Origin of the sequence: Paenibacillus glycanilyticus, from assembly GCF_051200795.1 — a bacterium.
Taxonomy (GTDB): domain Bacteria; phylum Bacillota; class Bacilli; order Paenibacillales; family Paenibacillaceae; genus Pristimantibacillus; species Pristimantibacillus glycanilyticus.
Genome location: NZ_CP195155.1, coordinates 5151860 through 5174644, shown reverse-complemented (window position 1 = coordinate 5174644; position 22785 = coordinate 5151860). Strand labels below are relative to the sequence as shown.

19 protein-coding genes and 2 pseudogenes are annotated in these 22785 nt (G+C 50.5%); 15 read left to right on the top strand and 6 right to left on the bottom strand.

The features are described 5' to 3' along the window. Positions 1 to 19 precede the first annotated feature (19 nt). Entirely contained in the window at positions 20 to 598 is a 579-nt protein-coding gene (gene thpR / locus ACR9FF_RS23285; protein ID WP_435165302.1) for an RNA 2',3'-cyclic phosphodiesterase, read from the bottom strand. A 128-nt stretch (positions 599 to 726) separates the two neighbouring features. On the opposite strand from thpR, the gene serC reads away from it, so the two are divergent. Beyond that, on the top strand, positions 727 to 1815 hold the full coding sequence (gene serC, locus ACR9FF_RS23280) for a 3-phosphoserine/phosphohydroxythreonine transaminase (protein WP_127493055.1): 1089 nt from the start codon (positions 727 to 729) through the stop codon (positions 1813 to 1815). A 61-nt stretch (positions 1816 to 1876) separates the two neighbouring features. Here the strand turns inward: serC and ACR9FF_RS23275 are convergent, their stop codons facing one another. After that, on the bottom strand, positions 1877 to 2593 hold the full coding sequence (locus tag ACR9FF_RS23275) for a response regulator transcription factor (protein WP_127493053.1): 717 nt from the start codon (positions 2591 to 2593) through the stop codon (positions 1877 to 1879). 167 nt (positions 2594 to 2760) lie between these two features. Between ACR9FF_RS23275 and trmL the strand changes: the two genes are divergently transcribed. The 3 genes from trmL (at position 2761) to ACR9FF_RS23260 (ending at position 5221) form a co-directional block, all read left to right on the top strand. Continuing rightward, positions 2761 to 3225, top strand: a complete 465-nt coding sequence (gene trmL, locus ACR9FF_RS23270) for a tRNA (uridine(34)/cytosine(34)/5-carboxymethylaminomethyluridine(34)-2'-O)-methyltransferase TrmL (RefSeq protein WP_015846324.1) — start codon at positions 2761 to 2763, stop codon at positions 3223 to 3225. 123 nt (positions 3226 to 3348) lie between these two features. Continuing rightward, positions 3349 to 3600 (top strand): AbrB/MazE/SpoVT family DNA-binding domain-containing protein, encoded by a 252-nt coding sequence (locus ACR9FF_RS23265; RefSeq protein WP_127493051.1) that lies wholly within the window; start codon positions 3349 to 3351, stop codon positions 3598 to 3600. 421 nt (positions 3601 to 4021) lie between these two features. Continuing rightward, the gene (locus ACR9FF_RS23260) at positions 4022 to 5221 is read left to right on the top strand and encodes a PLP-dependent aminotransferase family protein (RefSeq protein ID WP_435165295.1); all 1200 of its coding nucleotides are present in this window, start codon (positions 4022 to 4024) and stop codon (positions 5219 to 5221) included. Here the strand turns inward: ACR9FF_RS23260 and ACR9FF_RS23255 are convergent. Beyond that, entirely contained in the window at positions 5205 to 6035 is an 831-nt protein-coding gene (locus ACR9FF_RS23255; RefSeq protein WP_201008690.1) for a DUF2161 domain-containing phosphodiesterase, read from the bottom strand. The genes ACR9FF_RS23260 and ACR9FF_RS23255 overlap by 17 nt on opposite strands. Positions 6036 to 6244: 209 nt before the next feature. Here ACR9FF_RS23255 and ACR9FF_RS23250 point away from each other — a divergent pair, with 209 nt between their 5' ends. The 6 genes and pseudogenes from ACR9FF_RS23250 to ACR9FF_RS23225 all read left to right on the top strand — a co-directional run bounded on the left by ACR9FF_RS23250 (position 6245) and on the right by ACR9FF_RS23225 (position 13081). Then, positions 6245 to 8140 carry a PrkA family serine protein kinase gene (locus ACR9FF_RS23250; protein WP_127493045.1) on the top strand — a complete coding sequence of 632 codons (1896 nt, stop codon included), beginning with the start codon at positions 6245 to 6247 and terminating at the stop codon, positions 8138 to 8140. Between the two features lie 320 nt (positions 8141 to 8460). Next, a pseudogene (locus ACR9FF_RS23245) lies at positions 8461 to 8919 on the top strand (protoglobin domain-containing protein); the annotation flags it as partial. 228 nt (positions 8920 to 9147) lie between these two features. Continuing rightward, a pseudogene (locus tag ACR9FF_RS23240) lies at positions 9148 to 9462 on the top strand (methyl-accepting chemotaxis protein); the annotation flags it as partial. Between the two features lie 248 nt (positions 9463 to 9710). Then, positions 9711 to 11171 (top strand): circularly permuted type 2 ATP-grasp protein, encoded by a 1461-nt coding sequence (locus ACR9FF_RS23235; RefSeq protein ID WP_127493041.1) that lies wholly within the window; start codon positions 9711 to 9713, stop codon positions 11169 to 11171. A 30-nt stretch (positions 11172 to 11201) separates the two neighbouring features. Next, positions 11202 to 12197 (top strand): alpha-E domain-containing protein, encoded by a 996-nt coding sequence (locus tag ACR9FF_RS23230; RefSeq protein WP_127493038.1) that lies wholly within the window; start codon positions 11202 to 11204, stop codon positions 12195 to 12197. Continuing rightward, positions 12194 to 13081, top strand: coding sequence for a transglutaminase family protein (locus tag ACR9FF_RS23225; RefSeq protein WP_127493036.1), 888 nt, complete (start codon positions 12194 to 12196; stop codon positions 13079 to 13081). The genes ACR9FF_RS23230 and ACR9FF_RS23225 overlap by 4 nt, the downstream gene beginning before the upstream one ends. Before the next feature lie 91 nt (positions 13082 to 13172). Here the strand turns inward: ACR9FF_RS23225 and ACR9FF_RS23220 are convergent, their stop codons facing one another. Further along, positions 13173 to 13349 (bottom strand): hypothetical protein, encoded by a 177-nt coding sequence (locus ACR9FF_RS23220; protein ID WP_164775404.1) that lies wholly within the window; start codon positions 13347 to 13349, stop codon positions 13173 to 13175. 400 nt (positions 13350 to 13749) lie between these two features. Here ACR9FF_RS23220 and ACR9FF_RS23215 point away from each other — a divergent pair, with 400 nt between their 5' ends. After that, positions 13750 to 14781: a C40 family peptidase gene (locus tag ACR9FF_RS23215; protein WP_435165288.1), complete on the top strand. Its 1032-nt coding sequence runs from the start codon at positions 13750 to 13752 to the stop codon at positions 14779 to 14781. 195 nt (positions 14782 to 14976) lie between these two features. Here ACR9FF_RS23215 and ACR9FF_RS23210 read toward each other — a convergent pair whose 3' ends face one another. Continuing rightward, positions 14977 to 15726 carry a hypothetical protein gene (locus tag ACR9FF_RS23210; protein WP_435165285.1) on the bottom strand — a complete coding sequence of 250 codons (750 nt, stop codon included), beginning with the start codon at positions 15724 to 15726 and terminating at the stop codon, positions 14977 to 14979. Between the two features lie 138 nt (positions 15727 to 15864). Here ACR9FF_RS23210 and ACR9FF_RS23205 point away from each other — a divergent pair, with 138 nt between their 5' ends. Next, positions 15865 to 16644: a YheC/YheD family protein gene (locus tag ACR9FF_RS23205; RefSeq protein ID WP_435165282.1), complete on the top strand. Its 780-nt coding sequence runs from the start codon at positions 15865 to 15867 to the stop codon at positions 16642 to 16644. Between the two features lie 67 nt (positions 16645 to 16711). On the opposite strand, the gene ACR9FF_RS23200 is transcribed toward ACR9FF_RS23205, so the two are convergent. After that, a complete protein-coding gene (locus tag ACR9FF_RS23200; protein ID WP_127493028.1) occupies positions 16712 to 18148 on the bottom strand; it encodes a SpoVR family protein in 1437 nt (478 codons plus the stop codon). Positions 18149 to 18313: 165 nt separating this feature from the next. On the opposite strand from ACR9FF_RS23200, the gene ACR9FF_RS23195 reads away from it, so the two are divergent. From ACR9FF_RS23195 to ACR9FF_RS23185, 3 genes are all read left to right on the top strand, one after another. Continuing rightward, a complete protein-coding gene (locus ACR9FF_RS23195) occupies positions 18314 to 20092 on the top strand; it encodes a sensor histidine kinase (protein WP_435165278.1) in 1779 nt (592 codons plus the stop codon). Further along, positions 20089 to 21648, top strand: a complete 1560-nt coding sequence (locus ACR9FF_RS23190; RefSeq protein ID WP_435165275.1) for a response regulator — start codon at positions 20089 to 20091, stop codon at positions 21646 to 21648. Before ACR9FF_RS23195 ends, ACR9FF_RS23190 begins: the two co-directional genes overlap by 4 nt. A gap of 201 nt (positions 21649 to 21849) precedes the next feature. Beyond that, a complete protein-coding gene (locus ACR9FF_RS23185; RefSeq protein WP_435165272.1) occupies positions 21850 to 22770 on the top strand; it encodes an ABC transporter permease in 921 nt (306 codons plus the stop codon). Positions 22771 to 22785 lie beyond the last annotated feature (15 nt).

Genomic DNA, 22785 nt, shown 5'->3' with positions numbered 1-22785 from the left:
CTTGGCGGGAGTCCGCTTTTTATTTGTCGAATTGTGCGACTGCAATGGGTTCGTACATAGGTCTTTCGCCTAACCGGGTACGGTATAGCGTAATGCCGGTGATGTCGAAGGCTGTCTGATGCTGCAGAAAGGGGCTTGAGAGCTTCTCAAGCTTTTCGGCTGTGCATGGTTCATCGGCGGAATATTTCCGCGCTAAGGTCACGTGAGGCCGGTAAGGACGGGTCTCCGGCGTATAGCCAATACCCGAATGAAGCGACTGGCCAAGCGATTGATGAAGCCTGGTTAGCTCGGCGGGCAATTGCTTTAAGCCAAGCCATAAGACGGAGGGGCGTTCCTCGCGTCCGAAGCTGCCAAGTTTCGACAGTTCTAACGAGAAGGATGATGTTCGGGAAACGGCTTCCTGCATGGCAGTCTGTATGGCGGGAATGGAGGAAACGGGCATGTCCCCGATAAAGTGGAGCGTTATGTGCAGATCCCGGGGATCCACCCATTTCTGGAAAGAGAGCTGATCCTGCCAATCGGGCAAATGGCTAACGATTTGTCCGCTAAGGTTTGCAGGAATGGATATTGCGGTGAAAATCCGAATATTATCTGCCATGTGAATAATCTCCGTTCGACTTTTTGTCACTAACATTATGTAAATGTACTTGAAGAGAGCCGGTAAAATTGCTATCATAATCAATATCATGTGAGATGCTTAACAAAAACAAAAGGTGGGTAACGGAAATGAAACGAGCCTATAATTTCAATGCAGGACCGGCCGCTTTACCGCTCGAGGTGCTGCAGCAGGCGCAAGAGCAATTTGTCGAATATCAGGGCGCGGGGATGTCCATCATGGAAATGTCCCACCGCAGCGCACTTTATGAGCAAGTGAACAACGAATCACAAGCCCTCATGCGCGAATTGTTCGGTATTCCGGATAACTATCATGTTCTTTTCCTGCAAGGCGGCGCAAGCCAGCAATTTGCCATGATTCCAATGAACCTGCTTTCCGCGGGCCGTCCAGCCGCTTACGTTAAAACGGGCGCTTGGGCTGACAAAGCCATTAAGGAAGCGAAGCTGATTGGCGAGACGGTTATTGCTGCTTCGTCAGAAAACGACAATTTCATGCGTATGCCAAGCATTAACGAAATCGTTGTGCCGGAAAATGCAGCTTACCTTCATCTGACATCTAATGAGACAATCGGAGGCGTACAGTTCCAGGAGTTCCCAACGAACCTTGGCAATGTACCGCTTGTAGCCGATATGTCCAGCGATATTTTGAGCCGTCCTATTGATATTAGCAAATTTGGCCTCATCTATGCCGGCGCGCAAAAAAATCTTGGTCCATCCGGTGTTACGGTTGTTATCGTACGCGATGACCTGGTTCAAGAAAGTCCGAAGAACATCCCGGCAATCTTCCGCTACGACACGCATGCGAAGAACAAGTCGCTTTACAATACGCCGCCATCCTTCTCGGTTTATATGGTTAACCTGGTTCTGAAATGGATCAAGGGCAACGGCGGGGTTGCTGCTATGGAGCAGCTCAACCGCGATAAAACAAAGCTTATCTATGATGCTATTGACCAAAGCAACGGCTATTATGTGGGATGCGCTCATCCGGACAGTCGTTCGCTTATGAACATCACTTTCCGTATGCAAAGCGAAGAGCTGGAGAAGCAATTCGTTAAGGAATCGGAGCAAAACGGTTTTGTTGGCCTGAAGGGCCACCGCGATGTTGGCGGTCTGCGCGCTTCGACGTACAACGCCGTTCCGCACGAGAGCTGCAAAGCGCTTGCTGAATTTATGGCTGACTTCCAGCGCCGCAACGGTTAAGAAAGTTGACAAAGACCGCCATTTCCGTAATCGGAAAGGCGGTCTTCATTGTTAGGGGTGTTTATGCCAGTGACGAATCGGCCATATTAGGGGCGTGAAGCTTGTAGCCGACGTTGCGGACCGTCATAATGTACTCCGGCGTTCTTGCGTTTTGCTCGATTTTATCTCGAAGATGGCTGATATGAACGTCAACGATTCGCGTATCGCCGAGGAAGTGGTAGTCCCATACCCCGTGAAGCAGCTGCTGACGGCTTAATACTTTGCCTCTATGCTTGCATAAGAAGAGAAGAAGCTCGAATTCCTTCGGTGTCAATTCAATGGTCCGGCCGTCAATCAGCACTTCGCGCTGTTCGGCGCGTACCGTCAACCGGCCAATATCGAAGGTTGTTGATTCAGCTTGACCCGGAAGGGACTGAATTCGACGGAAAATGGCCTGAATACGCGAGATCAGCTCTTGCGGGCTAAATGGCTTCGTCATATAATCGTCGGCCCCGTTATCAAGCCCGGCGATTTTGTCCGTGACGTCCTGCAAGGCGGTCAGCATAACGATTGGTACCGCATTGCTCTGCTTGCGCAGCTCACGGCATACTTGGATGCCATCCATCTTCGGAAGCATCAAGTCGAGTACGATCAGGTCAGGACGGAATGGCTTTAACATCTCGAATACGGCCTCGCCATCGCTTACACACCGGACATCGTAACCGGCGAGTTTCAAATTAAATTCGATAAGCATGGAGATGGACGGCTCGTCATCAACGACCAATATTTTCTTTTTCATCGTATCTATTCTCCTTTTGCCTCCTACATGATGTTTTCATTATGAGGGGAGACATTTATGCGGAGATTAAGAGTACGTTAACCTAATGTAAAAATTGCCTCTTTGGCACTGGTGCGAGAACGCAGTGTTTCGTGTATAATGACATAGAATGTGAGGTTGGTACAGTTATGGCTTTTCATATTGTTTTGGTTGAACCTGAAATTCCTGCAAATACGGGTAATATCGCCCGGACTTGCGCCGCAACAGGCGCGCATCTTCATCTTGTACGCCCCCTTGGATTCCAGACCGATGACCGCACTCTCAAACGCGCCGGACTGGATTATTGGCATGCGGTTCATGTGGAATACCATGATTCCTTCAAGGAGCTGCAGGATGCGAATCCAAACGGAAGATTCTTTTATGCAAGCACGAGAGCTACCAAAGTGTATACGGAGTTTGACTTTCGGGACGGGGATTTCTTCGTGTTCGGGAAGGAAACAAAAGGACTGCCGCAAGAGCTGATTGATGCGAATCTGGATACTTGCATGCGGATGCCGATGACGGGAGATGTCCGGTCGCTGAATCTTTCCAATTCGGCGGCGATTATTGTGTATGAGGCGTTACGCCAAAATAAGTTCCCGGGAATGGACTGAATTTACATAATATTAAGGACTATCCTAACATAGGAAGGAATTCGTTAGGGACCATCGAAAGTCTACTGTGCTATGTTTACACAACGTTAGCTTGCAAATCCAGTCATAAAAAGAGGTGAAAAGATGAAACCAGCAGGTGTGGTTAGAAAGGTGGACCAACTCGGACGAATCGTTCTTCCTAAATCACTTCGTAAAAGGTATCAAATGAATGAGGGGGACCCTGTAGAGATTTTAGTGCAAGGCGACCATATTATTTTGGAGCGCTACCGCCCAAGATGCGTGTTCTGCGGATCAATGGAAGATGTGAAGGAATTCAAGGACCGTTATTTATGCGAACCGTGCATGATTGAAATGGGACAACTTCAAAACCGTTAATCGGATAATCATCCAAGCACTACTACAAACATACGAAGATAAAAAAAGAAGCTCCTCCCGCAAACGAGAGGAGCTTCTTTTTTTGAATTCCAAGCCATTTATTACAACGTCTTAGAATTCTCCGGAATGAAAACGCGCCTCGCAGCCAAAGGATGGCAAAGCCGTTTCACCGAGCCTTGATTAAAGGCCTTTGGTCTTGTCGTCGTTGTACGAAGACGTCAAGATGGCAGTCAGGAACAAAATAAAGACTGTCATAACAATAACGAAAGTAATAGACATTTTGTGCACCTCCGATATGCTAGCTTCATTATAACCAAGTATTAGGGAAAAGAAAACGTTTAAGTTTGCATGGATTCTTTTTATTATGCGACAATAATGACAGTACAAATCATGGTTTTTATTGCGGGAGGAGAAGGGAAATATGGAATTTCGCTTTGCATCAAGAATGACGCAGGTTAAGTCTTCCGTCGTAAGAGATATTCTGAAGCTGACGCAAGGAAATGACATCGTATCCTTTGCGGGCGGCCTGCCGGCGGAAGAGCTTTTTCCTGTACAGGCTGTCAGGGAGGCTGCGGACCGCGCGATTTCTGCGGGTACAAGCGCATTGCAGTACGGGCTTACTGAAGGTTACTTACCCCTGCGCGAGCAGCTGTGCGTCCGAATGGCTCAGAAGGGGATGAACGTGCAGCCGGAGGAAATGATTATTACGACAGGCTCCCAACAGGCGATCAGCCTGCTTGTTCAAGTTCTCACCGAGCCGGGGGACACGGTGCTTGTTGAGCGGCCTACCTATTTAGCTTGCCTGCAAGTGTTTGAACTGCATGGTCTAAAGGTGGTTGCCGCGGAAAGCGATGAGCATGGCATGATTCCGGAGGATGTGGAACGACTGGTCCGCGAGCATAAGCCCAAGTTAATTTATGCCGTTCCGACCTTTGGCAATCCGACGGGCAATGTGTGGAGTCTGGAAAGAAGGCAGGAAATTCTGCGGATCTGCGCCGGCCATCAAGTGCCTATTATTGAGGACGATCCGTACGGCGAGCTGAAATACGATGAAAATGCGGCTTACCCAACGCTGTTTGCGCTTGACCAGCAGCAGTTTGGAAGCGGCGTTGTTATATACACAAGCACCTTCTCGAAAATCGTAGCTCCCGCGCTCCGGACCGGCTGGGCGATTGGCGATACCCGGGTGATCAAGATGCTTGCAAAAGCGAAGCAAGCGGCCGACCTGCAGTCCAGCACGATGGATCAGCAGATCTTAAGCCAGCTGCTTGCGCATTTCCCGCTCGACGAACATATCCGCATAATTTCGGAATCCTACGGGGACCGGATGCGGGAAATGCAAAGCCTGATCAAGGCGCAAAAAATCGAAGGACTTCATTGGATCGAGCCGAAGGGCGGCATGTTCCTATGGGTTGAACTTCCCGAAGGACTGGATGCCGAAGCGCTGCTGCGGGTTGCGGTATCAAAGGGCGTCGCTTTTGTTCCGGGCATCGCTTTTTATGCTTACGATCCAAAACGCAACACAGCCCGGCTTAATTTCACCCATAATAAAGGAGAAAAAACGGCGCTTGGCGTTGCGCGTCTGGCGGAAGCGATCCGCGAGTTTACCGCTCGTAGCTAAAGGGAGTTTCCTTTGCGCGTTTGGACGTTTTTCCAGTGGAAGCTTTGGGAGCTTTCGTTCTTGGCGCTTTGGCGGGTTTGGGCTCCGGTGCCGGCGGAAGGGTAAAGGTCTCTTTCCATTCGGCGATCACCTCGGCATACTCCGCCAAGGCCAAGGCTCCGGCTGGCGTTAGCCGGTATTGGCCGCGCCCCACCTTCTCGAACCAACTATAATAATTGCTTCGCAGCATGGAGGCGCTTTGCGGATTACCCGTCAGAGATGCCAGCTGACTTGGCGACAGGATGCCAGCTTGCTGCATGGCGTATGCGGCCCGAAGGGCCTTCTCCCGATAGGCGGTGACCAGCTTGCGGCCGGTGCTGCCGCCCACGTTGTAATCGCCGCTCCGTTCGCGGAACTCCCTGAGGAGCCGTGCCTGGCGGGTTCTTCGGATCCCGCGCTTCGGCATCTCGCCGGGCTCGCACAGCATTTCGATCAGTGGCGCTTTGGTTTTGAAGAAGGTGACGGTCATCAGGCCGAGACCCAGCATCCGGCACAGCTCCGTAATATCGCTGAAGCGCTGGTTGTGGGCGCCGCTTTTCTTGCGGTTGCGCTCAACAGCCAGTACAACATGATCATTTATGCGTAAACGTTCAATCCCTTGCAGCAGCAAAGCGAGATTGAACGTTTTTTTCATTTCGACAACAACCGCCTCGCTGCCATCCGGTTTCATCGCAACCAAATCGCAATGGAGAACCTCGCTTTTTACCGTAAAACCTAGCTTTTCGTAGTAGGCCTTGATGGGGCTGTACAGCTCCTCTTCCTTGTTAACTGCCATGTTAATTCCCCTCTTTCTCCCATCATTATAGCAAATGCTTGTCGTTATTTGCCGGATTGCCGACTAAAATAGTGGTCAATTTCCTACATAACTAAGCATAGGATTGTAATACTTCAGTAAAAAGTTGGTCCACACGATCAATGATGTAGAGATAATCCCGGGCGGAATGAAAACTAGCGGATTGCGGAAGCGATGGGAGGAGGCACGGCATGGACATTTTCAAGCGAATATCGGAGTATCAGACAGAGAGTGAAAAGCTTGCGTGGACGGGATCTTTCAGAGAATATATTCAACTGCTTAGAGAGGACCCGACCCCGGCCATGACTGCGCACGCGCGCGTCTATGAGATGATTGATTCTTTTGGGGTAGAGGACGATAACGGAAGGAAGCGTTATAAGTTCTTCGAACAGGAAATTTTCGGTCTCGACCGCGCCGTGGAGAAGCTGGTGGAGGAATACTTCCACTCGGCGGCCAGAAGGCTGGATGTCCGTAAACGGATCCTGCTCTTAATGGGGCCGGTCAGCGGCGGCAAATCAACCATTGTAACGATGCTGAAGAAAGGGCTGGAGCGTTTCTCCAGAACGGAGAAAGGAGCTACTTACGCCATTAAAGGCTGCCCGATGCACGAAGAGCCGCTGCACTTGATCCCGCATGAGCTTCGTCCGGAGATTGAGAAGGAGCTTGGTGTCCGCATTGAAGGCAACTTGTGCCCTTCCTGCCAAATGAGGCTTCGGGTTGAATACGATGGAGATATAGAGAATGTCATTGTTGAACGCGTGCTCGTATCGGAGGAAAACAGGGTAGGTATCGGTACGTTTAGCCCTTCCGATCCGAAGTCGCAGGATATTGCCGACTTGACAGGCAGTATCGACTTCTCGACGATTACGGAGTTTGGTTCGGAATCCGATCCGCGCGCGTACCGCTTCGACGGCGAGCTGAACAAGGCGAACCGCGGTCTGATGGAATTCCAGGAGATGCTCAAGTGCGACGAGAAGTTCTTATGGAACCTGCTCTCGCTGACGCAGGAGGGGAATTTCAAGGCGGGCAGGTTTGCGCTTATATCGGCCGACGAGCTGATTATCGCGCATACGAACGAATCCGAGTACAAGTCGTTTATCAGCAATAAGAAGAACGAGGCGCTGCAATCGCGTATGATTGTCATGCCGATTCCCTACAACCTCAAAGTATCCGAGGAAGAGAAGATTTATACGAAGCTGATCGGCCAAAGCGATATGAAGCATATTCATATTGCGCCGCATTCCTTGAAATCCGCGGCCATCTTCTCCATACTTACTCGCCTCAAGGAAACGAAGAAGCAAGGCATGGACCTTGTCAAGAAGATGAGAATGTACGACGGAGAAGAGGTCGAAGGCTTCAAGGAAGCCGATCTGAAGGAAATGCAGAACGAGTATATTGAGGAAGGCATGTCCGGCATTGACCCTCGTTATGTCATCAACCGGATTTCCAGCGCACTCATCAAGCAGGATATGCAGTGCATCAATGCTCTCGATGTGCTTCGGGCACTGAAGGACGGCCTTGACCAGCATCCTTCGATTACGAAGGAGGAGCGGGAGAGATACCTGAACTTCATCTCGGTAGCGCGCAAAGAGTATGATGGACTGGCGAAAAAGGAAATTCAAAAGGCATTTGTTTATTCCTTTGAAGAGTCCGCCCGGACTTTATTCGAAAACTATCTCGACAACATCGAATCGTATTGCAATTGGTCCAAAATCAAAGATCCGCTTACCGGCGAAGAGATGGATCCCGATGAGCGCCTGATGCGGTCAATTGAGGAGCAGATCGGCGTTTCCGAGAATGCGAAAAAAGCGTTCCGCGAAGAAATTCTGATCCGGATCTCTTCGTACTCGAGGAAAGGGAAGAAGTTCGATTTCACAAGCCATGAACGTCTGCGAGAGGCCGTTGAGAAAAAGCTTTTCGCCGACCTTAAGGACATCGTGAAAATTACGACTTCGACCAAAACGCCGGATGAAAGCCAACTGAAGCGCATTAACGAAGTGACCAAACGGTTGATTGACGAACACGGCTACTGCCCGGTGTGCGCAAACGAGCTGCTGCGGTACGTGGGAAGCCTCTTGAATCGTTAATTTCTCAACTAAAAAGCGGCTGTGCGGGGTAATCCCTCGCACAGCCGCTTTTGGTTTGTTAATTAGTTAAATACATACGGAGCATTTTGAATGATTCTGGAGAAACGAAGTGGTCGCTTTTGCTCGGGGATTCCAATCCTATTGGAATAGTTCCGAAGGAATCCCCGAGCAATGGCGATCGGAAGAACATTCAAATGCGTAGTATGCTGTTTAACTATGCCCTTTCGTCATGAAGAATACAAGAATGCATACAAGTCGGTTCCTTATTTTCCGATATAATCGTTATAAGACTTTTGACTTTTTAGGGGGAGATCGGAACTATGATTAAAGTCTCGGAAGAACGCCGCAAACAGCTGGAATATACCCGTATTACGGAAGAAGATTTGAAACGGCTCGCGGCATGCAAGCCTATATTCGAACAAGTCGTCGAAGAGGTTGTGAACCGCTTCTATGACAACATTGGACAACAGCCGCATCTGATGCGCATTATCTCGAATGTAAGCACCATTGAACGGCTTAAACAGACACAACGCGGTTATTGGCTGTCTCTGGCTTCAGGAGTCATTGACCAGGAGTACATCGAGAACCGCATTACGATCGGGCTTGTCCATTCCCGGATTGGACTCACGACGGACTGGTACCTGGGAAGCTACATGACCTATCTCGATATCGCCGCAACCGTGCTGCAGCTTGCGATTCCGGAGAAATGGACTTCCGTTCTGCACTCCCTGTCCAAAATGTTTAATCTGGACTCGCAGCTGGTGCTTGAAGCGTATAACCGAGCCGAGCAGTCTTTGATTCAGGAGCTGGCTGACCAAAGATCGGTTATGCTCACAACGATTACAGAGTCGGTGCAGCAGCTGTCGGGATTGATGACGGAGCTTGACCAAGGCGCCAAGTCGATTGCCGAGGCGGCCGTATCCACTTCGCAGTCGCAAGACCACTCGCATGAGCTGCTTGGAGATCTGCAGGAGGAGCTGGCGGGTATTACGGAGATGGGGCTGTTGATCCGCGGGATTGCCGACCAGACGCATCTTCTTGGTCTGAACGCCGCTATTGAGGCAGCGCGCGCCGGCGAAATGGGACGAGGCTTCGAGGTTGTGGCCAACGAGGTTCGCAAGCTTGCGGCATCCTCGCGTACAGCGCTGGAGACGATCCAAACGAACCTGGACGAGATTCACAAGAAGATCCATTTGGTTCAAATGGAATCGGAGAAAACCTCGGTTGAAGCCCGCAATCAGGCGGCGAGATCGCAGGAGCTTGCCGTTTTCGTTCAAACCGTGGATGCCGTTACAAAAGATTTGCGTCAATTGAATACATAACAAGAGAATAGGCATATGATATAAAGCAGGGTTTCTTCGCCAGCGCAGAAGCCCTGCTTTCGTGCTATATAAGTTGACATGAAAATCCATTTCTTGTATGATAGTTCTAACAAAAATTTACTTTCATAAAGATTTTCATGGTATAAATGTAAATTAAGTTAACATTTAAAAGGTTCTGAGCCAACTTTGGTAGTCATCAATGCAGGCATCAGGGAAGGTGCTGTACCATCATGGAGGAGGCGGTTGGCATGTCGACGGCCAAACAGTCGCAGTCGCATTATTACGATTCGCAATCATTTTACGATGAAATGTTCGAGAAAGACTTTTCGGTTCGTCCCCACTATGACAATATCCATCGGCTGTTCGCAAGAATGAAGCCGTCGGAATTGACGATGCGGCAGCATGCTCTTAATCAACGCATGATGGAGGAAGGAATCACCTTTACCCTGAACAGTCCTAACCAAAGCGAGCCTCTGGAAAGAACCATTCCCTTTGACTACATCCCTCGCGTTATCCCTAAGCATGAATGGGAAGCAGTGGACCGAGGCGTCCGTCAGCGGACAAAGGCGCTAAATATGTTCATCCACGATATTTACCACGCTCAGCGCATTGTGTCCGACGGGGTCATCCCAAGACGAATGATCGTATCCAACGTATATTTTCGCCCGGAAATGATGGGTTTAGACGTTCCGGGAGGCGTGTATATTACGTCCTCCGGCATAGATTTAATTAGAGACGAGAAGGGCCGTTATTTTGTCCTCGAGGATAATCTCCGTTCGCCTTCCGGTTACTCCTATTTGTTCAAAGGCCGTACCATTATGAGCGAGCTTTTCCATGATTTATACTTGTCCTCTTCCGTTCAAAGCATTGAGCGCAGCCTGAACTATTTCCTTCGTTCTTTGCGTTCTCTCGCGCCTAACGGGAAGAAGGATCCGTTAATTGCGCTTCTTACTCCCGGCTCGTACAATTCGGCGTATTATGAGCATACCTTCCTCGCACAGCAGCTCGGCATTCATTTGGTTGAAGGCCGCGACCTGGTCTATAAAGATCACAAAATTTATTTGCGCGATCTGAGAGGCCTTCGTCAGGTGGACGTCATTTACCGCCGGATAGACGATGATTTCCTTGATCCGCTTGCTTTCCAGCCGGATTCGCTGCTGGGGGTTCCGGGGCTGATGAACGCTTACCGGGCAGGCAATATCGCCATAGCCAATGCGCCGGGTACGGGTGTTGCGGACGATAAGGCAGTGTATGCTTATGTTCCGGATATGATTCGTTATTATCTCGGAGAAGAGCCGATTCTGCACAATGTACCGACGTATCTGTTATCCCGGAAGGCAGAGCGAGACTACGTTCTGGAACATTTGGACCAGCTGGTCGTAAAGGAAACTTCGCTTTCAGGCGGGTACGGCATGCTGATCGGCCCTACGGCTACCCCCAAGGAAATCAAGGAGTTCGCCGAGGAGATCAAAAAAGATCCGAGCCGTTACATCGCGCAGACCACAATGAAGCTGTCGCGGGCACCGGTTATGGTCGACGGGCAAATGACGCCTCGCCATATCGATCTGAGGGCATTTGCGCTAATGGGGGAAGATTCCACTCATGTTATTCCCGGCGGACTTACCCGCGTTGCTTTGCGGGAAGGCTCTCTGGTTGTTAACTCTTCGCAAGGCGGAGGAGTGAAGGATACATGGGTGTTAAATCGTTAATAGCTTCAATCCAGAAACGGAGGTATCGCTGTGCTTAACCGAAACGCTGAAGCGTTGTTTTGGATCGGCCGCTATATGGAAAGAGCGGAGAACCATGCAAGATTAATTGATGTCCATTATCACCTGCAGGCAGAGGATGAATTAGGCGTTGAAGCTTGCGGTCAAGACGGCGAGAGCAAAGGGGTTCCATGCAAGTGGACCCGGATTGTAGACGCTTTGGGCAGCAGAAGCGCTTACGAGCAGCAATACGGAAATTATACCGAACAAGACGTGCTTCATTACATTACGCTTGACCGGGACAACGGCAACTCGCTGGTCTCTTGCGTGAGCCATGCCCGAGGCAACCTGCGTACTCTGCGCGAGAAGGTTCCAAGCGAGCTGTGGGACACGATTAATGCCTTTTACTTATGGCTGCGCGAGAAACAGCCGGAAGACCTGATGAAGGAATCGCCTCATCTGTTCTATGGCCGGATCAAGGAATGGGCGGCTCTGTTCCAGGGCTTGTGCCAATCGGTTATGCCGCGCGAGAACGAATGGCATTTCATCGAATGCGGGCGATTCCTGGAGCGGTCGGAGAATACGCTGCGGATTATTAAAGCGGTTGGCAATGCGGCCGTTGGCGATGGCTGGAACAATGCCGGCGCTTATCCTTACTTGCAAGCTGTCCTGAAATCGCTGAGCGGTCATCAGTCGTTCCGCCGTTATTATGCCGATGGAATGTCGGTCGAGTCCATCGTGGAATTCGTTATTTTGAACCAATCGTTTCCACGTTCCGTTCATTTCTCCTTCCATGCGCTCGACGAGCATATGAAGCAGATTGAGCTGTCGGATAATCAACTGCGTACCGCCAATGATCGAATCATCCGCCAGGTAGCGAAGGTGAAGGCGGACTTGGCTTGCCTGGAGCATGACGATATGATCGTCGACCGGAACGGGTCGATCGTAGGTCATTTGCTGGAGGCGTGCCAGATGCTTGGGCATTCTTTTGCTAAAACCTTTTTTCGGATGGGGGAGGCAAGCGCATGAAGCTAAATATATCCCACGTGACGCAATACGATTACGAGGAGACGGCAACGGACAGTGTCAATGAGATCCGGCTGACGCCAAGCACCAATGAACGTCAATCCTGCTATCAGCAGGCTATCTTCATAGAGCCGAATGCCTCGCTCTTCAGCTATGAGGATTTCTTCGGCAACCGGGTGCATTCGTTCTCGGTGAACCCGCCGCACAAGCGCTTGACGATCCGTACGCAGATGACGGTCGTAACGAGGCATGCGCCTAGTCCCGAGGAGCAGGCTGCTCTGCTGAACGGCAAGCTTGCCAGGGAGGCATGGACCTGGCTGGAGACGGAGGAAGCGGCTAACCGCTTCGCAGAGTTTCTGCTGCCGACCGGTTACGCGGATTTAACGGCCGATGTGGAGCGCTATGCGGAGAGCGTTGCCTTGAAGGAAGGCGAAGACATGAGCGTATTGAGCTGGCTCATTTCCTTGTCCAGCAAGATCAGAACCGAGTTTATTTACGACCCGGAAGCTACGACCGTTACGACCAAAGCCAGCGATCTGATCGAGCGCAGACGCGGGGTATGCCAGGATTTCGCCCATCTCATGATTGCCTGCTGCCGGTTTCATCAGATTCCCGCCCGTTACGTAAGCGGGTATCATTTCGTGGGGGATCTGCAGGGCGGCAGTGCCGATTTCGAGCAGGCTTCCCATGCTTGGGTAGAGGCGTATGTGCCGCAGCTTGGCTGGTGCAGCTTCGATCCGACGAATGAAGCGCCGGTTGGGGAGCGGTATGTCAAGCTGGGGCATGGCCGGGACTATAAGGATATTGTACCGGTAAAAGGAGTATACCGCGGCAACGGGCTTCAGAAGCTGAAGGTAACGGTAGATGTACGCAAAATCGAGGATTAATGCGATGAAGGATAGGAAGTTAAAATAAGGCTGCATCCACAGGTTCGTTCAATGGACGGAACCGAGGGAAGCAGCCTTTTTATTTTTATCGCTAACCAAGAAAATAATCGAGCTCGACCTCAACCTCTTCGATGACAACATCCGTGATCCGCTGATCCCGCGTATATCGCCATTGCTCGTAATACTCCTCTTTCATATAGACATGAACCATAAACCTTGGTCCCACATTAAACATAACTCTGTAGCCTATGAATTTATCTTTGGACAACGGTATCACCTCGGAAGTCTTTTTGCGCGTTAGTAGGTACTAGAGAAATTATAGTGAAGATAGAGAGAAAATGCTATAAGCGGGTATCTTGCTTTATTGGGCGAGTTTTCCTAAATTTTTTCTCATAATTGGTAACGGAGGAAATGATTTTTTGAGGAATTTTTATCCTGCAAAATGACGGAAAACAGCCTAAAAACGCGGCTTCCCGGATGCTATCAAAGCTAGTCACGGCCTAGGTTTGACGAGGATTTTCATTAAAGCTTACTAAGAAAAAACATTGGTAAAGGTTAGAAAATTAGAAGGCCGTAAGATTGGCTCCGTCTATCAATAGTGGTACTTTTTGGTCATTGCGGTGAGAGTTGGCATATATTTTAATAGGGGTGGGAGGGATGACAAAAGCATGAAAAAGCAATTACTAAGCCTCGCTATTATCGGATCTTTACTAGGGACAGCCGGCATTGCAAACGCAAGCACGACCTGGACTACGGCAAGCGCAGTAAAGAAATACAATGAGTACATAAACGCGGATAGCTATATGAAGGACGAGCTCTATAATGTGGCGGATTTCCGGGCGAAATACGGAAGTCAGTCGAACACTCTCGCTTACCAAATCGTCGAACGGGCGATCTGGTATATGGAAAACGGTTATATGGTGTATGGCAGCGGTTCGGATGCTTACGGCAAATACGGCTACGAGGACTGCTCGGGCTTTGTCCGTTTCGTATTCGGGGACTTTGGCATTAACGTTACAGGAACATCCGCAAATTACAACACGGTTGGCACAAAGGTTGCCGGTGTCGGCAAACAGAAGGTGAACGGCAAGTGGAAGCTTACCGGCATTGAGAACCTGAAGCTTGGCGATATTCTGACCTGGCAGGAAACCGATCATATTATGCACGTTGCGATTTACATGGGAACTAACCGCGATGGTCAGCCGGTTGTTATCGGCACCCGCTCGGACGGCAACCCAACAGCGCTTGGCACGGTTGACGGCTGGGAATATTGGTGGGGCGAGAACTTCAAGGAAGCCCGCCGCGTAGTCCCTGCAGCCGGATTCACGGGTATGGCAGGCAAAACGATTAAAGCGCCTACCATTCCTGAGTCGTATGTGCTGCCGCCGCAAAAGCCGGTTCCGGCTTGGACGGGCCCATCAACAGGCGGCGGTTCTACAACGCCTGCACCAACGCCAACTCCGGATCCGACACCGTCGAATCCGTCCAATGAGAAGACTACATATGTGGTAACGGTCAAGGGCTGGGTTAGCCTGAAATCGGCTGCGAGCTCGAGCTCGTCCACGGTTGGCAGACTGGAGCTTGGCCAAAAAGCCGAGCTGATCAAGAAAGTCAACAGCTACTGGTACCAAATTAAAGTAAACGGCAAAACCGTCTACATCACAACAAACAGTACTTATACGAAGACGATTACGGAATAGAAGCTGAAATAGGGAAGCTGTTCCGTAAGACGTAGCTTCGTGCTATAGCTGGTGCTTTGGGAAGGGCTCCATGGACAAGCGCGAAGCAGCCGATAGAAGGAAGAGGAGCTTTAGCTCAGCACAAAAAAAGGGTTGTTCCCGAAAGCCGATTTTGGCAGAGGGAACAGCCCTTTGTTTAGTTTGGTTATCAGGATTTCAGGATTTGTTAGAATCGGCCATTAATGTCCGTATCCGGTTATCGACAAGACTGAGGTCCCACGGGTAAAAGAAAACATGGTCGCCGTCGTCGGCAATACTGAAGGAATAGGCGATCGGCTCATTCGTATAAAAGACCATTGAATAATAAGACGGGTCTCCATTCTGGGTGTTTGGCGTATAAGTAGGCTTATATTCGCCGGATTTCAATAAATGGATAAAGTCGGCTTGCTCTTGATTCACAAGCGTCCGGTACGGTATGGTTTCGTTCATTTTATACAGTTCGATCTTGCTGACCTGGTCCATAGGAAGGTCCTTAAAGCTGCGCCGGTTTAACGTTTTGTAATAGGAATCTTCCACATAAATGCGGTACCCGCCAATTCTGCTCTTATCCTCTGCAGCAATGATCTCTTCAGGTTTATAACCTTCTACCTCATAAAGCTGCGTGCCGATAGCAAGAAATGCCGCATCGCCTTCCTTGGTCCGGTAGTCCGGATTGGAGACAACATCCCCTACCTTGAACTTCACCTTGCCTGCCACAGCATCCGTTACGTCGTCCGGATTCACAAGCACGCCGTCATAAAGACCGGTGTAGGTATGACCGTTAAGCTTAACGAAATCCACCCAGTCGATGACGGCATTTCCTTTAATCGATTGGGAATGATCCCTTGCCAGCGCCCAATAGGTGATTGCGCCCAATCCTAGAATAAGCAGCAGGCTTGAACAGAGGATAACCGCATTTTTTTGCACGAGACACCACTCTCCTAATAATTACTTAACGGGAGCATGAGCCGAATAGTTGCAGCAGCAGTTGTATGGAGGCCTATCCACTTCAGCACAAGTGGCATTAAGCGACAGAACATACACTGGGATTGGAGGGTGAATTCCATGTACGTAAAAAAATACAAAAGCCGAAACATCTACGGAAAGCTTAAGGTGTGCCGCTATTTACTTTCTCACAAAAGCTTGAAGAAGCTTGTCCCTCACACCGTATCGTTCAGCCGGAAACATATGGCATCGATGCTGGCAGAGCATTCCTCGGTCTATGTAAAGCCGGATACGGGCTCGCTCGGAGTGGGGATTTTTAAAGTCAAGAAAGCGAAGGGCTCCGGCTATACGGTCAAGCATATCGTGAACAAAAAGCAGCTTAGCCGGCGGTTAACTACGACTTCCGCCGTGTATGACCATATCAGCAAGAGGTCTGAGAAAAGGTTAATTATTCAGAAAGGCATTTCACTCGACCGCGTCGACGGCAGAGCGTATGACATCCGGGTAATGGTGCAGCGCAAGCCGGGCGGCTCCTGGACCGTAAACGGCTGTATAGTGAAGGTTGGGGCTCCAAAGAAGATTGTTACGAATTATTATCAAGGCGGCAAGCTGTATACGATGGAGAAGCTTGGGAAGAAGCAAGGCCTCTCGCCAAAGAAAACAGCTAAGCGGATCTCGCAGCTAAAATCGAGATCGCTTAAAATAGCTAAGCATCTCAGCGGCAAACGCAAAGGCATGCATGAGCTGGGCATCGATTTTGCTTATGACAAGAAGCAGCGCCTCTGGGTCATAGAAGTCAACTCCAATCACCCGCAGTTTTACCCGGTGAAGCGACTTGACCCAAAGGCGTACAAGAAGATGAAAAAGTTCGCGAGGAGTTACGGGCGGAAGGACGCATAATAAGGAAAAGCCGCAATCCAGTGCCTGACGAACAGGCCTTGGATGCGGCTTTTTTTAATCAAAAACTTTACACAAACTTCCGGCTGGTCTTCTTCCCGTCGCAGCTGAACACGATTTTCTTGTCCTCAACGATGGTCTCGAGGTGGACGTTTTTGCCCCACAGCTGCACGACATAAGGGAGGGTCCGCTCGACGTATTTCAAGTCCAGCTCGGTTCCCTCGTAGTTATGCTTCAGGTACAGCTCGCCGATGCGGTTGAAGTCTCCGTCGGTGACAACGATGCTCGGGAAGCCGCCGTTTACCTTGGAATAGACGAGCTGATCGCGGATATTTTCCCAGGATTTATCGGTAATTTTCCATTCCGGGCCTTTCTTCTCGAAGATGTAAAGATCGAGCTCGTCGGTCAGATTCTTCGTTAAGTAGTTGCGCAGGAAGGAGATGTCGGAATCTTCTTCCCGGACCTCGAAAATTTTCTCCCGGCCTTTGCCAGGCACGCGTCCGAACCGCGCTTGCTCTTCCTTCGTTGGTTTATCCCATCGCTTCTCGATATCCTCGAAGATCTTCAGCCCGAGATAATACGGGTTGAGGCTGTGGCGGGAAGGGACAACGACGGAGGAGTTCAGCTTGGCGAACTCGATCGTCTCGTCGCTTGTAAGCGACAACTCGCGGATAATGCGCTGATGCCAATACGAAGCCCAGCCTTCGTTCATGATCTTCGTCTCGATCTGCGGCCAGAAGTAAAGCATCTCGTCGCGGAGCATCGACATGATGTCGCGCTGCCAAGGCTCAAGCTTTGGCGAATATTCCTCGATGAACCAGACCAGATCCTTCTCCGGCTCCGGAGGGAAGTGATTGGACGCCGGAGGGGCTGCTCCAGCCGACTCGGCGATCTCCTCGAGTGACCACAAATCCTCGTATTCCGACTTTGCCGACTGCTTCGAGGAACGAGATTTTTCCTTCGTCAGCAGCTCGATATACCGGGTCTTATCCAGCTGGTAAGGCTTAATAATGGTCGGATCCACATGCTCCTGAATGGCCAGAACGGCGTCAATAAACTTCTCGACGGCTTCCGTGCCGTGGTCCATCTCGTATTGATGAATGCGGTCGGCGGTAGCGGACATGCTCTCCACCATGTTGCGGTTGGTTTGGCTGAAGCGGGCATTGTTCTTGAAGAAATCGCAGTGGGCCAGAACGTGCGCGACAATAAGCTTATTCTGAATCAGCGAGTTGCCCTCGAGCAAGAAGGCATAACACGGATTCGAGTTGATAACAAGCTCGTATATTTTACTTAGACCGAAGTCGTATTGCATCTTCATCTTGTTGAACGTTTTGCCAAAGCTCCAGTGGCTGAAGCGCGTCGGCATCCCGTAAGCGCCAAAGGTGTAAATGATGTCCGCCGGACAAATCTCATAACGCATCGGGTAAAAATCTAGACCGAAACCTGTCGCGATTTCCGTAATTTCATCGATGGCATATTCCAGTGCACGGATCTCATCCTGATTCATTCCGCTATCCCCCCGTACTTGATAAATACCGTTCATACCATGTGTATGCCGCGGCGGCGGTTGGATATGCCCTAAGCGTTCAAGTAATCTCCTATTTATTTATTAGACAAATTCGTATATGATTTCCCTATTCATGAACGATAGAACCTGGGAGGGCGCAGCAACATGGAGAAGCGGATGAGAACCTTCATGCCGTTTACGTATAAAATGATGATTTCCTACCTGCTGCTGGTCTTGGTTACGGACGCGGTTATCGGCTATTTCTCGTATACGATGCTGGTGCAATCCCGTACGGAAATGGCAGAGACCAACATTAAGACGGCCATGGAGCAGACGGAAAATAATCTGAGCTACCAGCTGGGCGAGATTCAGCGGATGTCCGATACGCTGTTCGGCAGCTTATCCTTTCAGCGGGCGCTGCAGAAGAAGGGCGATCCCCTTCAGACGTATTTGACGATGCTGGATGAGATCGTGCCTCAGATTCAGGCACCGCTCCACTTGTACGGCAATCATATCCGGCTGCTTGTTTATACGACCAACGGCTATTTGAACGAGGTTGACGGAGACAGCATGTACGAGGAGATTAAGGACAGCGATTATTACATTTTGCCGTACAGCGAGATTACGAATAAGTCATGGTTTAACGCCATCCAAGACTCGGACAAGGATAATATATGGCTGCAGGTCGATACCGACCGGACCCTGAACAATATTTCGCATTTCCGGAAGCTGGTCTCTTACAACGATTATAAGACGATTATCGGCTATGTCCGGATTACGACGCGGCTGGATGATTTGCTTGGGGATTTTAAAGCGTTTCCAACCGAGGAGGGGCTTATTCTTCGCCTGGTGGACACGGGCAGCGATACGGTTCTCTATCAACGGGGAGACAATGGGGATACGGACGGGGCTGCTGCTGCAAGCACGATGCCAGAGGAGGATAACGGCACTTATCTCGTTATGCAAAATAAGATTCCGAACACCAGCTTCGTAATAGAGACGCTGGTTCCGAACGAATACCTGAGAAAAGATGCGGGCAAGCTGGGGAGCGTTATTTTCTACGTATGCCTGATCAGCTTCCTTGTGATGTCGATTATCGGGTTCCTCGTAGCCAGATTGTCCGGGCGAAAAATGAGGCGTATCGTCACGTTCCTCCGTTCCTTCCAGCAGGGAAGCTTCCAGAAGCGACTGCGCTTCAGCGGCAATGACGAGTTTGTTCATATTGCCGGTGCGTTTAACGATATGGCGGAGAATATTCAGGACCTGATCAAAAAGGTATACGTGGAAGGCATTCAGAAAAAACAGGCGGAGCTCGAAGCGCTGCAGGCGCAGATTAATCCGCATTTCCTGTACAACACCCTGTCGACGATAGGCAGCCTTGCGAATTTGTCGGAGACGGAGAAGGTAACGGGCATGGTGGAAGGGCTGGCGAAGTTTTACCGGCTTACGCTGAACGACGGCCACGTGTTTATACCTCTGGCGAAGGAGCTGGAGCAAGTAGAAGCTTATCTGGACATCCAGCGTATAAAATACGCGGGGAAATTTGATGTCCATATCGATATGGAGCGGGGACTTGAAGATTGCAGAGTCATTAAGCTAATATTGCAGCCTTTTGTAGAGAACATCTTTAAACATGCCTGGTTTGGCAGCCATATTGCGATACGGATCAGCGGCAGAGCAGTGGGGAATAAGGTGGAGCTGAAGGTCATTGACACCGGAATCGGGATGAAGCCGGATGCTTTGAAGGCCGTAATGGCACAGCCGGGGCAGTCGGGCGGATACGGTATCCGCAACGTGGATGACCGCATCAAGCTGCGGTATGGCGACGAGTACGGCATTGAGATCGGAAGCGTGTTCGGCGGAGGGACGACCGTACGGATTCTGCTGCCGATAGACCGGCAGGGCAACGTGGACGAGGAAGAGCAAAGGAGACAGCTGGCATGATTACAGTATTACTAGTAGATGACGAAGCGATAGATCTGGAATGGATGCGGCGCAGGGTAACGGGCAGCCCGCTGCCCTTGCAGGTGGTGGGGACGGCAAGCAGCGGATTTGAAGCTCTGAAGCTGATGGAGGATGAGCGGATCGATGTCATTCTGTCCGATATCCGGATGCCGATTATGTCGGGGACGGAGTTCGCGCGGAAGGCGAAAGAACGGAACCCGCATGTTCAGGTTGTTTTTATCAGCGGTCACGAGGACTTTCAATACGCGAAGGAAGCGATTCAGATGAATGCTTCGGGCTATTTGCTGAAGCCGGTCAAGGACCAGGAGCTGCATGACATGCTGGAAACGGTCTATAAGCAGGTGGAGAGCGAGCGGAAGCGGCATTCGATCGTAACGGAGGCCTTATCGCTGGTGAATAGGGAGCTGATGCTTAAGTGGCTGGCCGATACAACCGAAGAGCATGAGCGGGAGCATATCGTCCCGTTCCTGAACTCGCTCCTGCAATACGGGGCAGCCGCAGCGGTTATCGAGATCGATGACGTGGAGTGGAAAATTCCCGAACAGGAGCGGCGCAGCCTGATCCGCAGCATCTCCTCCTTTATCGAGCAGTTTGTCGGCGACCATGACGGAGGTACGGTGCTGGTCAGCCATGATCAGCGCATTGCTATTTTATCGCCGATCTCCGATGATCGATTCAACGCCATGCTGGAGGAGCTGGTTGGCGAGGTCCGCCAGAGCTTCCCGGTTACGATCACGGCAGGAGCCGGCAGCTCCGCACGGGACACGGAGGAGCTGCGGGAATCCTACCGGCAGGCGCAGGCAGCCCTTAGCGCGAAGTGGCTGCTCGGCAAAAACCGGCTGATCAAGGATGTTTTCGGCACGGCAAGGGAAGACAAGCTGGAGCACAATGTCGAGGAGAACGTCGAAGAGATGCTGACCGCAATCCTCGATTACGATCTGGTAGCGATAGACGACCGGCTGCTCAAACTGTTCGACAAGAACGAAAGCGTATCCCAGAAGCAATATGCGTACGACCTGATTATCCGGGTAACGTCGAAGCTGCATGCCGATCTGCTTCAGCAAAACGAAAATCTGTACGAGCTGCTGAAATGGGATGCGCAAAAGGCTGCCGTACTGTTCCAGTTCGAGACGATCGACGATATCCTGTCCTGGCTGCGAAGAAGGTTTTTCGAGCTGTCCGAGCTGCTGTACGTAAAGCGCCAGAAGCAGAAGCGCAAGCTGTTCGACAATATTATGGCGTTTGTGGACGAGCGGCTGGAGCAGAAGATTACGCTGAAGGAAGTAGCGGCGTTTTTTGATTTTACGCCTAATTATTTGAGCACCTTGTTCAAGGAAGAGACCGGCACCTTATTCAGCGACTGGCTGAATGAACGGCGCATGGACCGCGTCAGGGAGCTGCTTGCGGATCCTTGTCTGAAGGTATACGAAATAGCGGAGAGGGTCGGCTACAAGAACATCATTTATTTCAACCGGCAGTTCAAGCAGTTTACCGGCATGACACCAGGCGAATACCGAAAGAAGCATAAAATCTAGCCCGTTTGACCTTCATTCATAAGCCTGCGGCTGTTTTTCCAAGCCTGCGGGCTTTTGTTTTTCCTCCCCTTATAAACTAAACTTTCCGGCCAAAATCGTAGATTAAGTATTACTTTTTGTAGTTTGGCTTAATTTTGGAGGGGCCGCGAGGTTTATATAATTAACGTATAAGACAGAGAGATTGTACAGGAGGAGAAACGAATGAAGCGACGCGGATTTTGGGGTTACGCCCTTCAGAACAAGACGCTGCTGCTCATGCTGGCGCCGGCGGTATTCTTTTTTATACTGTTCGCTTATGTCCCGATGGCCGGCATTGTGCTTGCATTCAAACAATACAACAACACGGGCGGCATATTCGGAAGTCCGTGGAACGGAATCAGCAACTTCCGCTTTTTCTTCGAATCGGGCAATGCCTGGATGGTTACGAGGAATACGGCGCTTTATAACATCGCCTTTATCATCGTCAACAACGTGCTGCAAATCTCGGCGGCGATCTTCTTGTTCGAAGCGGTGGGCAAATGGTTCCGCAAGTTAACGCAGACGATGCTGTTCCTTCCTTACTTTATTTCGTGGGTTGTCGTAGGCGCTATTGCTTACAACCTCTTCAACTACGACGTGGGTACGCTGAACGTGCTGCTGAAGGCTGTAGGCATGCAGCCGGTTGATATTTACAACACGCCTTCCTATTGGCCGGTCATTCTCGTGCTCGTATCCGCTTGGAAAACGCTTGGCTACGGTTCGGTTATGTATCTGGCGGCCATCACGGGGATCGACAACGAGATGTACGAAGCGGCTGAGATCGACGGAGCAAACGTGTTCCAGCGGATCTGGCGCATTACGCTGCCGAATCTGTTCCCAACCGTCATTATTCTGGTCCTGCTTGCCGTAGGCAATATTTTCAGAGGAGATTTCGGGATGTTCTACAACATGGTCGGCAACAACGGCCTCTTGTTCTCTTCAACCGACGTTATCGATACCTTCGTCTTCCGGTCGCTGACGACCTCGAACGAAATCGGCTTATCGGCCGCCGCAGGCTTCTATCAATCCGTGCTTGGCTTTGCAACGATCTTGCTGGCTAACTATGCGGTACGCAAATACGACAAAGATCATGCATTGTTCTAAGCACATGCTTACGAA

Excerpts from the sequence above, each read along its gene's own strand:
- ACR9FF_RS23255 (WP_201008690.1), bottom strand. The coding sequence starts at position 6,035 with ATGGCAGTTAACAAGGAAGAGGAGCTGTACAGCCCCATCAAGGCCTAC.
- ACR9FF_RS23205 (WP_435165282.1), top strand. The coding sequence starts at position 15,865 with ATGTACGTAAAAAAATACAAAAGCCGAAACATCTACGGAAAGCTTAAG.
- ACR9FF_RS23190 (WP_435165275.1), top strand. The coding sequence starts at position 20,089 with ATGATTACAGTATTACTAGTAGATGACGAAGCGATAGATCTGGAATGG.
- ACR9FF_RS23250 (WP_127493045.1), top strand. The coding sequence starts at position 6,245 with ATGGACATTTTCAAGCGAATATCGGAGTATCAGACAGAGAGTGAAAAG.
- serC (WP_127493055.1), top strand. The coding sequence starts at position 727 with ATGAAACGAGCCTATAATTTCAATGCAGGACCGGCCGCTTTACCGCTC.
- trmL (WP_015846324.1), top strand. The coding sequence starts at position 2,761 with ATGGCTTTTCATATTGTTTTGGTTGAACCTGAAATTCCTGCAAATACG.
- ACR9FF_RS23235 (WP_127493041.1), top strand. The coding sequence starts at position 9,711 with ATGTCGACGGCCAAACAGTCGCAGTCGCATTATTACGATTCGCAATCA.
- ACR9FF_RS23225 (WP_127493036.1), top strand. The coding sequence starts at position 12,194 with ATGAAGCTAAATATATCCCACGTGACGCAATACGATTACGAGGAGACG.
- ACR9FF_RS23275 (WP_127493053.1), bottom strand. The coding sequence starts at position 2,593 with ATGAAAAAGAAAATATTGGTCGTTGATGACGAGCCGTCCATCTCCATG.
- ACR9FF_RS23185 (WP_435165272.1), top strand. The coding sequence starts at position 21,850 with ATGAAGCGACGCGGATTTTGGGGTTACGCCCTTCAGAACAAGACGCTG.
- ACR9FF_RS23265 (WP_127493051.1), top strand. The coding sequence starts at position 3,349 with ATGAAACCAGCAGGTGTGGTTAGAAAGGTGGACCAACTCGGACGAATC.
- thpR (WP_435165302.1), bottom strand. The coding sequence starts at position 598 with ATGGCAGATAATATTCGGATTTTCACCGCAATATCCATTCCTGCAAAC.
- ACR9FF_RS23195 (WP_435165278.1), top strand. The coding sequence starts at position 18,314 with ATGGAGAAGCGGATGAGAACCTTCATGCCGTTTACGTATAAAATGATG.
- ACR9FF_RS23215 (WP_435165288.1), top strand. The coding sequence starts at position 13,750 with ATGAAAAAGCAATTACTAAGCCTCGCTATTATCGGATCTTTACTAGGG.
- ACR9FF_RS23200 (WP_127493028.1), bottom strand. The coding sequence starts at position 18,148 with ATGAATCAGGATGAGATCCGTGCACTGGAATATGCCATCGATGAAATT.
- ACR9FF_RS23260 (WP_435165295.1), top strand. The coding sequence starts at position 4,022 with ATGGAATTTCGCTTTGCATCAAGAATGACGCAGGTTAAGTCTTCCGTC.